This window comes from Calyptranema fuscum S582, assembly GCF_055793305.1.
Map to the genome: position 1 here is coordinate 152,139 of NZ_JBSLYH010000009.1, position 13,187 is coordinate 165,325.

Annotated in this window: 10 protein-coding genes; 5 read left to right on the forward strand and 5 right to left on the reverse strand. The window is 48.9% G+C overall.

Going from position 1 to position 13,187, the window contains the following annotated elements; all coding sequences use genetic code 11:
* The first annotated feature begins 135 nt into the window (after window positions 1-135).
* Window positions 136-483 (forward strand): hypothetical protein, encoded by a 348-nt coding sequence (locus tag ACR6Z4_RS08875; protein ID WP_479716886.1) that lies wholly within the window; start codon window positions 136-138, stop codon window positions 481-483.
* 214 nt (window positions 484-697) lie between these two features.
* Here the strand turns inward: ACR6Z4_RS08875 and ACR6Z4_RS08880 are convergent, their stop codons facing one another.
* Window positions 698-2,626 (reverse strand): TolC family protein, encoded by a 1,929-nt coding sequence (locus tag ACR6Z4_RS08880; RefSeq protein ID WP_479716887.1) that lies wholly within the window; start codon window positions 2,624-2,626, stop codon window positions 698-700.
* 424 nt (window positions 2,627-3,050) lie between these two features.
* Between ACR6Z4_RS08880 and ACR6Z4_RS08885 the strand changes: the two genes are divergently transcribed.
* On the forward strand, window positions 3,051-3,665 hold the full coding sequence (locus ACR6Z4_RS08885; RefSeq protein WP_479716888.1) for a 2'-5' RNA ligase family protein: 615 nt from the start codon (window positions 3,051-3,053) through the stop codon (window positions 3,663-3,665).
* On the opposite strand, the gene ACR6Z4_RS08890 is transcribed toward ACR6Z4_RS08885, so the two are convergent.
* Entirely contained in the window at window positions 3,605-4,462 is an 858-nt protein-coding gene (locus ACR6Z4_RS08890; protein WP_479716889.1) for an Npun_R2479 family HD domain-containing metalloprotein, read from the reverse strand. The genes ACR6Z4_RS08885 and ACR6Z4_RS08890 overlap by 61 nt on opposite strands.
* A 1,066-nt stretch (window positions 4,463-5,528) precedes the next feature.
* Between ACR6Z4_RS08890 and ACR6Z4_RS08895 the strand changes: the two genes are divergently transcribed.
* From ACR6Z4_RS08895 to ACR6Z4_RS08905, 3 genes are read left to right on the forward strand one after another with little or no spacing between them, the layout of a single operon-like run.
* On the forward strand, window positions 5,529-6,443 hold the full coding sequence (locus ACR6Z4_RS08895; RefSeq protein ID WP_479716890.1) for a toll/interleukin-1 receptor domain-containing protein: 915 nt from the start codon (window positions 5,529-5,531) through the stop codon (window positions 6,441-6,443).
* Between the two features lie 55 nt (window positions 6,444-6,498).
* Window positions 6,499-7,497 carry an AAA-like domain-containing protein gene (locus ACR6Z4_RS08900; protein WP_479716891.1) on the forward strand — a complete coding sequence of 333 codons (999 nt, stop codon included), beginning with the start codon at window positions 6,499-6,501 and terminating at the stop codon, window positions 7,495-7,497.
* Complete coding sequence (locus ACR6Z4_RS08905) at window positions 7,494-10,967, forward strand: GAF domain-containing protein (protein ID WP_479716892.1); 3,474 nt, start codon at window positions 7,494-7,496, stop codon at window positions 10,965-10,967. The genes ACR6Z4_RS08900 and ACR6Z4_RS08905 overlap by 4 nt, the downstream gene beginning before the upstream one ends.
* Window positions 10,968-11,212: 245 nt before the next feature.
* Here ACR6Z4_RS08905 and ACR6Z4_RS08910 read toward each other — a convergent pair whose 3' ends face one another.
* The 3 genes from ACR6Z4_RS08910 to proC form a co-directional block, all read right to left on the reverse strand.
* Window positions 11,213-11,800 (reverse strand): CpcT/CpeT family chromophore lyase, encoded by a 588-nt coding sequence (locus ACR6Z4_RS08910; RefSeq protein ID WP_479716893.1) that lies wholly within the window; start codon window positions 11,798-11,800, stop codon window positions 11,213-11,215.
* 9 nt (window positions 11,801-11,809) lie between these two features.
* A complete protein-coding gene (locus tag ACR6Z4_RS08915; RefSeq protein WP_479716894.1) occupies window positions 11,810-12,106 on the reverse strand; it encodes a GlsB/YeaQ/YmgE family stress response membrane protein in 297 nt (98 codons plus the stop codon).
* A 252-nt stretch (window positions 12,107-12,358) separates the two neighbouring features.
* Window positions 12,359-13,159: a pyrroline-5-carboxylate reductase gene (gene proC, locus ACR6Z4_RS08920; RefSeq protein WP_479716895.1), complete on the reverse strand. Its 801-nt coding sequence runs from the start codon at window positions 13,157-13,159 to the stop codon at window positions 12,359-12,361.
* Window positions 13,160-13,187: the final 28 nt, after the last annotated feature.

A 13,187-nucleotide genomic window follows, 5' to 3' on the forward strand; every position in this document is an offset into this window, starting at 1 on the left:
CGCGCTTCCAAAAATAAACGTCCAGGTTTTATTTAATTTGTGATTCTTAAAACGTTGCAGCTTCATATTTAATGGGGATAAGACCTAATTGAAATCGATAGTTGTCATCGTTCTTTTGTTTGAGTAAGGAAGTCTGTGAAGTACTTTTTTTTGTCGGAGGGTTGGATCATCGGTAGGGTGTGGGAGTTTGGCGGGTTATGGGATGAATTATCCTGGCGACGCAAACCTGACATTCAAAAAACCACTCTATGCATTTTGGAAAAAGGTCAACGGCTGTGGCTATACCGGGTTGAAGATGCCGTATTAATGGTCGAAGTGAGACCGGCTGAGACTACTCAGGAAGACCCCGCTACAGAAATAATTGGGCAAGTTGTGCTGAAGCGTTTGATCAGTGCAGACCAAGCGATCGAATTATTATGTACGTCCCAAATTGATTTAGATGGAGCAGTGCCATCGGAGCCATTGACCCAACGTTCACAATAGAATTGGATGCACGCGTTCCTGGCTCTGCAACAAATCTCAGCGATGCCACACAGCCCAACGCTGAAGTTGTGGGAGAGAAGTTGTGGGAGATCTCTCGGTATAGGATTAGATCGGTAATGGGTCGAAAAGCTGCACTGCGTGCAGCTTTTCGACCCATCATAGTCCTTAATTGTGAGCACTTAGCACCGTACAGCGCAAGAGCTGGGAAAACGACCTACGGTGGGTCGGTGAGGTTGCCATCGGGGAAGTTGCTAATGGCGCGCCGCAACGAAACAAGCGAACGGTTGTACCCCAAAATCGCACTGACCAGGTTTGTCTCGGCTCTGGTTAACTCAGTTTGCGATCGCAATACATCCGACTGAGTTCCGACACCCGCCTGAAACCGTAGACGTGCCAATCGCAGTGATTCTCTTGCTTGTTCTAAAGCAAGATTCGCCGTATCAATATTTTCATAGTTCGCTTGCAACGTGTAATAAGACTGTTCAACGGCAAAGCGAACCTGGTTGCGTGCATCGGCAAATTGGGTTTCAGCGATCGCGGCATTAATCTCTTGCTGGCGTGCTGCGGCTCTAGAAGCGCCCCCATCAAATAACGTCCATTGCACCTGCGCCCCAAAACTATACTGATCGCGCCAGTCCGTTTGATCTTGCAAATTTTGGTTGAGGACGTTGGAGACGCTGTATTGGGCAAACAAAGAAACTTGGGGACCCAGTTCGGCGCGGGCAGCTCGGCGTTGTTGGTCAGCAATATCGCGTTGCAAGAGTTGACCTTCTAATTCAGCCCGATTACGGTATGCCATGACAATGCTATCTTCCAGGCTGATTGTCCAAGCCGGAGCCGGAGCCACCGGGTCTGCTGCTGACACATCAAAGATTTCAGACAGACTCAATCGTTGTGCCATCTGTCGGCGGGCAATCTGTTGAGAGCTAAGGTCTTGTCTCAGCTGCTGCTGTGCATTTGCCACATCGACCTGCGCCTGGAGAACATCAAACCGAGTCCCTACGCCTGCCCGCTCCAGCGCTTCCGCATCTCTCAAACTCTGATCGGCTTGGTCTAACGCGGCTCTGGAAATGCGAACTTGTTCATCGGCTTGCTGAACATCGTAATAATCGTTAGTTACATCCAGCACCAATTGTTCGACCAGGCTTTCAACCTGAAGTTCGTTGAGATGAACCTGAGATTCGTTGGCACGGATGATGGCTTGCCGTCGTCCGGACGTATAGATATCGTAATTTACCCGCAACGAGCCGGATAAGTTCAGGCTGGCGGGATCTTGAACACCTGGAGATAAGAAGTTTGCAGGCTGTTCATCATTTTCTACAACTGTTAAATCTACGCCGGTACCGACGGTTGGCAACAAGGCAGCTCGGGCTTCTCGCAAGGCTGCACGGCTGCGTTCCAATTCTAATTCGGCGACTTGCAGTTCACGGTTGTTGCGCCGTGCCAACTCGATCGCCTGTACCAGGGTAATCGGCTGGGTTCCTTGAATTTCCACTTCTTGTGGCTGTGTTGGAAAAAACAAAGGGTTGGGGTCAGGATTGAGATATTCTGGGGCGGGTTCCAGCTCAGGCATATCGTCTGATGCTGTGTCTGCGGCTGGGGTATCGTCTGACGGGGTTTCTAAAGAAGGCGTATCGTCAGACGGAGTTCCTTCTAGAGGGGTTTCGTCGGGTGGGATGCCGTCTTGGGGAAGCTCTGAATCGGGACGACTGGGTGCAGAGTCAAGCTCAGGCACAGCATCGTCTAAAGAATCACTAGAGGGGTTAGCTGGCTCAGCTTCGGGTTGATCAGACTGAGAGTGTAGATCTGGGGTTGCCTCTGCATCCGCATCTGGTTCAGCCACCTGAGCATTTTGGCTTGCTGTCGGTGTGGCTGCCTCTACTGTTTCACTGGCGCTATCAGGCACATCATTCGCTGTTGGTTCCTGGGCAACTTCATCGGGTTGCTTGGGTTGATGGGTGAAATCAACGGGTGCGTCGCTTGACGGCTGGTCAGTGCTTACAGATTCAAAAACAGACACACTACCTTTTTTGGGAGAAGGAGATGCATCGGAAGACAGGGTTTGAGAACGCGCCGCTTCCGTAGGACTGAATGCAATTAAGGCACCGATGCCGACAGCAATGAAAGAACGAGAAACTTGCATATCGTATTTTGTCAGCCCAGAACTCTACAGAAATTCGAATTTATGAGCGATCGCATTTTGCGCTTCATGGAAGTCTGTATACATTGTGTAGGATGTAAAACACCCGGCACAACACACAACTTATACTCTATGCAGTTGCAAACCGCCATACAGATTATCAAGCAAGAATACTTAAGCAGGATACTGGCTTGGTTATGCTCTTGGCAAATTGATGATCAATTTGTTTAACTACGGCATTGCTTGATAGCAGGATAAATGGGAACGGACAGAAATGTAGAGCCACCTCGGCACTAAACCGAGTTGCTGCAACACAGAATACAGAAGCGGTCTGCGATCGCACTTCATCCGAAAGGATGAGACTACCCGGTATGGTGCAGATAAACGCATCTGCCCTGAAACGGGGATGAGGAGACGGAGGTGAATGATGCCAGCCCATTTCGAGTCTGCAAAACCCCGGTTTTTAATGGCGCTCCTGCCACCGCAAGACATTCAAGACTACGCCAGTCAAGTGATTGCAGAATTGGGCGATCGCTACCGCACTCGCACGTCTAACGCACCACCCCACATCACTCTGCAACCTCCATTTGTCTATGAGCTAGCTGAGATCGCAGCAGTAGAGCAATATTTAAACCAGTTTGCAGAGAGGCGATCGCCCATTCCCATCACCCTCTCAGGCTTTGGTGCCTTTGCCCCACGGGTACTCTATATCCAGGTTGCAAAAACTCCTGAATTGCTGACCTTACAGGCTGAACTGGCAGCAGAACTAGATCATCGCTTCCAAATTACTGATCCAAAATCGAAAACTCGTTCGTATTCCCCGCATCTAACCGTTGCCTCGCGCCATCTAACGCGGCAGAGCTTTCAGCAAGCCTGGGCAGAGTTGCAACCTCGTCAGGTCGAATTTACCTTTGTGAGCGATCGCCTCACCTTACTGATTCACACAGGGCGATACTGGCAGATCCAATCCAATTTTTGCTTTCAAGCCGCCGCCGCAACACACCCTAGCAACTCCTCTTCAACTTCCAACACATTGGCATAAAGGTTAGCCGTGATCTCTCTGCCCTGCTGGGTTGCTTTGAGGTGATGGAGTGCCGGTTGAACATAAGGACAGACCACTTTTTTGAAAAAAGCAGGATAGCCGATCCGCAGGTCATCTGGATGACGATACCCCAACACCCGGTTGGCTCCTGTTTCTTCAAATTCGTAAAAAAGCGACGGAATTTTTTGTAAATACCGGGGATCGCTGAGTTGCCCGATCAGATCGGCTGCCCGTGCCAGCCCAGAATAGCTCGCAGTTTCTTGATATTGCGCCGCATTGGGCACTGGAAAACGAGTCAATTCAATATTGCGTTTGACCACGTCTACATCGATCGCAGGCTGACCCGCAAAATTTTCTTCGACAAACCGTTGCCCTCGATCGACATGATAGGGAGTCAGGCTGGCATCAGTTGAGCCAGCGGCAAGCTGCACCAGTCCGTTGTCTAACCCTGTAGCGTAAATCCGTTCTGCCACTCGGTCGGTTTTACAAATACCTTTGATGTAGCCAATATCGTGACACAGTAAGGCAACGATGAAATGAAGCCAATCCTGGGGCGAGACGCTCCCTTCTTGAAGCTGCTTACCCCGGAGAATTTCTTGCCCGACTAGGGTGACGAGGATGGTGTGCTCAATATCGTGATAGGGAGCATCACTATGGGCGATCGTCTCCAAAGCCGTTCTAGCAACCCAACCGATCAAATCAGCGTAGTCTGACTTAAAGCTGCTGTAGGTTCTGCGATAGCCACTTTCAAGCTGTTTAATGCAGTTCGCAGTCATCAATTCTGTGGGGTTAAACATGGCGACTCCTCCGACTAATCTCAACCAAGCATGCGAATTTCTTAATTACCAGGTTCACCGAAAATTTATCAAACGGGAACCAAAAAATCTCATGTATTTTGAAGAAATTTCATGTGATCGAGATCAGTTAAATTTGCTACCTATGTCAACAAATTTTGTGATCTAAAACAATCTAAAAATTGGGTTTGATGGATTCTAAACTAAACTCATAAAACCTCATATAATCTCACTAAATATCAAATATATCAGCACGATTAGAGTCAATAGTTATTACTTCAATCTCATCAAGATAAATTCGGGATACTCGACCGTAATTGACCATGTTTTTTTCAAATTCGGGTGTTAAAACCAAGCAATTAATGATATCTCTTAAAGTAATAAAATTTAGGGCAGCAGTATTCCTATCATGATTTTTTGCGGCGCGGGCAACGTCCGCGCCACAAAAAATCGTCACTCTTTTAGGACGACTTACAAAGGCTTAGGTTTACAAACATTGGGGACAATCTACCCTGGTTATACCAATTTGAATTGAAAGTACTACAGATCTCTGTACGGGCTTGGCAATGCCAAGCCCCTCCTGACGTCCAATGTGCCCAAAAATTCTTGGTATTAATCCGCAAACCAACTGCAACAGACCAGTTCCCTGCACAGTCCTAAACAATCCCTACAATCCTTAAAATCCCTGGACGCGTTAAAGATACCCGGTCGTACTGGTGAATACGCCGCTGGATCTACCGCTAAAGGCATCGTTAAAAAATGACGGTCAGGCGGTACGGTCATTTCCCTGTATCCTATTTGACTTTTTTGTGTGCCCCTTACAGAACTCGACCGAGATTTTACTGAAGTGGAGATGGAGTCATGATCAGCGGATAACAAGCATTTGCAGCCTATGAACTCAGCAAAATGATGAGTCTCATATTTTTTTTGTGATCTCGATCAAAGGTAAAAAAACTATCTATCTTAAGATTGAGATCAGAGTGAATACTCTGGGTGCATCGATGAAAGAATGGCATTCACTCTTGTTAAATTCAGCAGTGTTTTAGATTTATGCTATTCCATAACTTCGATGGAAATTAAGGATGCTTTAGAGTTTCTCGATGATCTGGTTTATACACGCGTTGGTAAACGATTAAGCGATCTGGAACGCGATGTTTTTATTGGATCATGGCACGGACAAACCTACGAAGAAATTTATCCTAGTAATCCCGAATATGTAGAAAAGTCTGTCGGCTATAAGCTATGGCAAAAACTTTCGATTGCCCTTGGTGAAAAGGTCACTAAAAAACAGTTTCGGGGTGTTTTAGAGCGAGCTTTTGAAGAAGCACAACTCGACTCTAACTCTGTATCTTTTAATCCCGATGCTAATGGTCTAACGCCTAATCCAATATTTAGGAAAGGGCAAAAGATCTTTATTAGCTATCGCAGCCAGGAACCTGATTGTCGATTGGCAACAGCACTGGCAGAGGCGATCGCCAATGTTGGGCATGAAGCATTGATGATCCATTCCGGACCGGCGATCGCAGGTTGCCCTGCCACCAGTAAAGACTGGCTGCACCAGATCGATCAAAAATTGGCAGTGTGCGACTATTTTGTGCTGCTGCTATCCCCCCAGGCAACCGTCAGCGAGATGGTAATTGAGGAACTAAGACGCGCAACCGAACTGCGCAATAGCCGTGAAGTTCACAAGCCTGTAGTGGTACCAATTCGGGTGAATTGTCCCCCAGACACCTGCATTAACTACGATCTAGAAAACTACCTGCACAATACCCATTCTCTGGAGTGGGCATCTGACGCAGATACCGAGGCGATCGCCCTCAGCTTACTAACGTTGATTAATAGCGGAACACAACCACACAACACCTTCACCCCTCCACCCCTCCACCCCTTTACCCCTCCATCCCTCCACCCCATCACCCCTCCACCCCATCACCCCATCCCCACCCCACCCCTCCACCCCACCCTCACCCTCACCCGTAGCTGACCCGGAATTACCCCAAGGGCAAGTTCGCTTAGATTCCAAGTTCTACATTGAGCGCGTGCCTTACGAGGCCCAGTGTTATCGGGAAATCTTACAACCGGGAACCTTGATCCGCATCAAAGCACCCCGGCAGATGGGTAAAACATCGCTGATGTCGCGGATTTTGAACCAGGCACGAGAACGGGGATATCGCACCGTTCCTCTGAGTTTTCAACATGCGGATAAGTCCGTATTTGGCAGCCTCAACGATTTGTTGCAATGGTTTTGTAGCCGCATCGCCCGCCGTTTGCATGTCGCCCAATCGGTCGATCAGTATTGGTCAGATACCTACGGCAGCAAAGATAATTGCACCGCTTATTTTGAAGACTGCATTTTGCCCGACATCGATACGCCATTGGTGTTGGGACTGGATGAGGTCGATCGGGTGTTTCAATATCCTAAAATTGCTGATGACTTTTTTGGGTTGTTGCGCGCCTGGTATGAAGAAGCGGGCTATGGTGACAGCGATAGCGGACTGTGGGAAAAATTGCGCCTGGTTGTGGTTCATTCCACTGAAGTCTATATTCCGCTGGATGTAAATCAGTCGCCGTTTAATGTCGGCTTGCCGATTGAATTGTCGGAATTAAGTCACGAGCAGATTGATGATCTGGCGCAGCGGCACGGGTTAAATTGGCGATCGCCCCAGGTTGAGCAACTGATGCAGATCATTGGCGGCCATCCTTATCTGGTACGAGTAGCGCTGTACCATATTTGCCAGCAACATTTGACTCTGGAACACTGGGTCGAGTCGGCACCGACAGAAGCGGGCATCTATGGCGATCACCTGCGTCGTCATTTGTGGAATTTGCGCCAACATCCTGAATTAGCCAATGCGTTTCGGCAAGTTTTAGACAGCGATCGCCCGATCGAACTGGAGTCATTATTGGCGTTTAAGCTTCACAGCTTGGGCTTGGTGGCATTTCAGGGCAATGAAGTAGTGCCCCGATTTAAGCTATATCAGCACTATTTCAGCGAGCGGTTAACGATTTCATCTTTTTCGAGTGATGCTTCCCCATGAATGATGAGCAACCCTCAGCCTATACCTATAAAGTCGGCGGACATCTACCCCTTGATGCACCCAGTTACGTCGTTCGTAAAGCCGATCAAGAACTCTATGCTGGGTTAAAGGCAGGAGAGTTTTGCTATGTCCTCGATCCGCGTCAAATGGGCAAAACCAGTCTGCGCGTGCGCACTCTCTACCGCTTGCAGAGCGAGGGCATTGAAGGTGTGGCGATCGACTTAACTAAAATTGGCAGTCAAGAAATTACTGCCGATCAATGGTATGCCGGGTTAATGCGGCGATTGGTCAAAAGTTTTAAGTTGCCTATTGATCTGAGAGACTGGTTGCGCGATCGCGAATTTTTGCCGCCGGTGCAACGGATGAGCGAATTTATTGAAGAGGTGTTGCTGGAGCTGGTATCGTGTCGGATCGTCATTTTCATTGATGAAATTGACAGTATGCTGAGCCTCAACTTTCGCACCGACGACTTTTTTGCCCTGATCCGCGCCTGTCACGAATACGATCGCCTCACCTTTGCGCTACTGGGTGTAGCAACGCCTTCAGATTTAATTCAAAACAAAAGTTGTACGCCGTTTAATGTCGGTCGAGCGATTGAGTTGCAAGGGTTTCAACTCTCTGAAGTGGAACCTCTGGCAAAAGGCTTGGAACACAAGGTCAAACATCCCCATGCGGTGCTAGAAGCGGTGCTCGACTGGACAGGAGGACAGCCGTTTCTCACCCAAAAAATTTGCAAACTGATTGCCACAGCTACAGACGATATTCCTGCGAATCAAGAAATCGCCTGGGTCGAAAATCTGGTGCGATCGCAGTTGATCGACAATTGGCAAGCCACTGACGAACCGCCGCATTTAAAAACCATTCGCGATCGCCTGCTGCGGATTGGGCAACGAAGCCGGGGGTTGCTCGATCTCTATCAACAAGTCTTAAAACAAGGCGCAGTTGATACCATCCTGGATACGCCCGAACAAATGGAGTTGCGGCTGACGGGCTTGGTGATCAAACATCGCGAAAGACTCACGGTTGCCAATCGCATTTATGCAGCCGTGTTTAATCCCACCTGGTTACAAAAAGCACTGACCGACCTGAAAGCCGATTTCATGCAAACCGTAGCCCTGCAAGAACAAAAGCTGCTATCGATGCTGAATGTCATGGAAGGTAAGGATTTTGCTGAAATTCTCTATCAGATCCTGGGTTCCATTACTTTGCGTTTGGGAGAACTGCTCAGTTGCGATCGCACCACTATTTTCTTTGTTGACGAAGAAAAAAATGATATCTGGTCGATCATTGCTCACAAAGAATCCAGCAGCGACCCTGAAATTCAAGTGATTGCCAACAAAGGCACCGAAGGTCGCGTGACCAGTTTCAGAAAAATGGTGAACGTCCCCTTCACGTATTGTGATGACCGGGTTGGCACCGATGACCCCCAGACCCAATCTCTGCAACACGGCTATCGCATCTACAACGAAGTGGTCTTTCCCATTGGCAGCGAGTCTCAAAATTTGGTAGCTGTGATTCAACTGGTCAATAAACTCTATCGCTCCAACAATCCTGCGGCGTCGCTGGCAGAACGGATTAATCCTCAAGGGTTTACAGAATCCGATCAGCGGCAACTGGAAGAATATTCGTCTGCCATTTTGCGGGTGCTGGCGCGTTGCCAGGATTGTTATAAGTTGACCCAGCGACTACAAGCCTCAGAAGCGCTGACCGAAGCCACCCGTTCAGTCTCACAAAGCAGTCTGGATTCAGACGAAATTATTGGACGGGTGATGGAAGCAGCTAAAAAGCTGATGAATGCCGATCGCACAACCCTGTGGTTATTGGATCAGGAGAACCAGGAACTCTGGACAAAAATTCTGTTTGAAAATGGGTCGGTTCGAGAAATTCGTATTCCCGTCGGCAAAGGCTTTGCCGGAATCGTTGCTGCCAACCCCAACCCACTCAATATTCCCTTTGACCTCTACGAACATCCCGATTCTGAAACCGCAAAACTGACCGACCAAAAAACCGGATATCGCACCTGTAGCCTGCTCTGTATGCCCGTCTGGAGTCCCGATGGCGACTTGTTGGGGGTCACCCAACTGGTTAACAAACGTCGCCAGGGTGAATTTCCTGAATATGACCCGATAGACTGGCCCCAGGCTCCAGATTGCTTTCAAGCCAGCTTTGATGCCAGCAGCCAAAATTATATGCAAATTTTTAACGCCCAGGTGGGGGTTGCACTCCACAATGCGCGGCAGTTTGCAGCCGTTAAACAACAGGCAGAAAGCCAACCCCAAAGTGTCGTGTTTCAGACCCTATCCCTGTTGAATCAAGTGATGGATAACCAGGGATTTGATGATATTTTGGACACGACGCTGCGATCGATTACGCTGAAAATTGGCAAGTCTTTGCGTGCCGATCGCACCACGATTTTTCTGTTGGATGAAGAACGCCAGGAATTTTGGTCAATTGTCGCAGAATCAGAAGGCAGCGATCGCTCCTTAGAAATTCGTATTCCTGCCAGCCAAGGCATCGTCGGCAAAGTCGCCCACAGCAAACAGACGATTAACATTCCTTACGATTTTTATGATGATCCTCGATCTGTTACGGCAAAAGAACAAGATCGGCGGAACCAATACCGCACTTACACCATGCTGGCGATGCCGCTGTTGAATGATCGGGGCGAATTAATTGCCGTCGTCCAACTGTTGAATAAACTCAAGCCTGTCACCAATGACTCCATGACATTGGCAGAACAGATTGATCCCCAGGGATTTAGCGAGAGTGATGAACGCCAATTTTCGGTAAGCGAACCCCTGATTCGCATGATTTTGGAAAGTTTTTGCTCGTATCACAAAACCGCACGAGGGCAGCGGGTTGCGGCTGCATTGATGGCAGCAACCCGTTCAGTCAGCCAGAGCAGTTTGGAACCCCACGAAATTTTGATGCGGGTGATGGATGCTGCCAAAGATTTGATGAATGCCGATCGCAGTACACTCTGGTTGCGCGATCGCATTCACAACCAACTCTGGACAAAAATTGTGTTTGACGATGGCTCTGTTCGAGAACTGCGCGTCAACATTGGCGAAGGCTTCGCCGGAACCGTTGCCGCAACCGGAGAGATCATCAATATTCCATTTGACCTTTACGACCATCCCGACTCTGGCACTGCCCGCAAAACCGACCAACAAAGCGGCTATCGCACATGCAGCCTCCTCTGTATGCCCGTCTTTAACCCCGATGGCGAACTCATCGGCGTCACCCAACTGGTCAACAAGCGCTTACCCGGCGAATATTGGGACGATACCCATGCCGTCTATGGGCAAGACCTGCCCCTCTGCTTTCAGACCAGCTTCGACCAAAATGACATCAAATACATGCAAATCTTTAACAATCAAGCTGGGGTAATTTTGCAGAATGCTGAACTCCTGGCGGCAGTTCGACAACAAGAGCAATCCCTACGCCATAATCTGGATCAAGACGAGTAACGCTATTCCTTCGGCAATGCAGCATCCGGGTATGGATTTGCTGGGGAAACCTGCGGTTTCCCCAGCAAATCCATACTTCTAATCAGTAACGCCATGATTTATAGCAATGTACAAGTTCGTTCAGTCCAAAAACGGTGTTGTGAGGCGCTGCGCGCCTGAATAGATGACGGGTAATGTGTGAGAGCCGCGCGGGGCGCGGCTCTCACACATTACCTTGTACATCACGCGATTGAGAATTGCGATCGCTAACAACTCACCTCAAAACTGGCACGCTTTTCAAATTCATACGCCCCCATCATGGCTCCCCATAATGATTGCCCGGTATCGGGGTCAACCCCTCGGTCGTAGCTAAAAAATTGGCGATCGCTAACATCAAATCCTAAAACGACCTGCCGCGTCTTACCATCGTACTGAAAAAAGCATTTAGCATCCGGTTCCGGTCGAGCAACAAATTTACCCTCCTGTTGTGTGACGATGAGTTCACAACCCGGTAATGGATCAAAATCTGCCATGCTGACACCGTTTAAGCGACCGGGCTCTGCTCCCGCGCCGCGAAATTGGCTAGGTTGCTTAAAGGCAAGATATCGCACCCGCAACTGCTCAGAAGACGTCGCTTCTAGTATCAGAACCCGTTGCCGATAGGGTTGATTAATCTGCAAGACATTGGCTTGTTCGGCAAAGATGGCAAGCTGACCGTCGAGACGATGGGGCAGCGGGCGATGCCATAGCTGTAAATGAACAAACCAAACGGGTTGTTCTATTGCCTGAGCGCGGTTATCAAATTCCCCTGACAACCACGTTGCTAAGGTAAGGAGAGAGTCTATGTGATTCATACCTCCACTTTAGCTGTCGTAGTGCCCCCATTTAAGAAACAACGTGACGAGGTAGAGGACAATGGCAGAGCCAATAATCGCTGGAATAATCAAAACGCCTTGAATTTGCCAATAGAGCCAGGGAAAGCTAATCCCAAACTCTTGTCGCAGTAAAGAAAACCCCCATTGCCCCACCCAAACACCCGCTAAGCCAATTAAAATCAGCCCTGCTAGCCGACCCGGAATTTTGCGAGGCACAATGATGTTGGCGATACCGGCGCAAATAACAGCCACAACAATCTGTACAACTAGTTGAGAAATATCCATATCTATCCTCCTCAAATGGTGAGAAGAGAGCGATCGCCTCAGCGTCAAGACACTATGAATTAATCTCTCATCGCCTTTAATATAGCGGATCACACTCTGAATTCAAGATATTACTCAACTAAATGCAACGTTTAGCCGGATAGTTCGAGAATTGGCGTTACTGATTTTGGGTATGAATTTGACCGGGAAACCTTTGGTTTCCCGGTCAAATTCATGCCGCCATTAAGCAATACCTGACGATTCAGACCACTGCTAATGCCCCAATTCCTGGGAGCGCACATACGCCGATCGCACCGCTTCAATTAAGGCTGAGCGGAAACCTGCTTTTTCTAACTGAGAAATTCCGGCAATGGTGGTGCCCCCAGGGCTAGTGACCCGATCTTTCAGTTCTGCCGGGTGTAGCTCCGACGTTTGCAACAATTCAGCCGTTCCGCGTACGGTTTGTATCGCTAACTGAGTGGCGATCGCACGGGGTAACCCCACCGCAACGCCCCCGTCGATTAAGGCTTCGATCAACACGGCGACATATCCTGGGCCCGAACCAGACAAGCCCGTAACCGCATCCATCATACTTTCAGGCACCTGCACCACTTCACCCACAGCTTCGAAGAGAGTTTGCACTACAGCTAAATGATGAGGCTGAGCATGTTGACCAGGGGCGATCGCCGTCATTCCGGCACCCACTGTAGCGGGAGTATTGGGCATAGCTCGGACAACGGGTTGTCCTGGAAAGGCAGCCTCCAACTTACTTAGTGGCACACCTGCCAGAATAGATACGACAACCTGTTGGGTATTGGGTTTATCTAACAGACTGACGACGGCATCAAATACTTGCGGCTTGATGGCTAACAACAAAATTTCAGCCGCAGACACAAGAGCCTGATTATCTGTTGTGACATGAACACCATACTGCTGTGCCAAACTATCACGTCGCTGAGGTTGGGGTTCACTCACCCACACCTGATCAGCGGCAAACATCTGCTTCATGATTAGGCGAGATAACAGTGCCTCACCCATCACCCCACCCCCAATAATGCCGAGCTTAATTGCCACTTAAACGATCGCCTCCACTCTTTGCTAG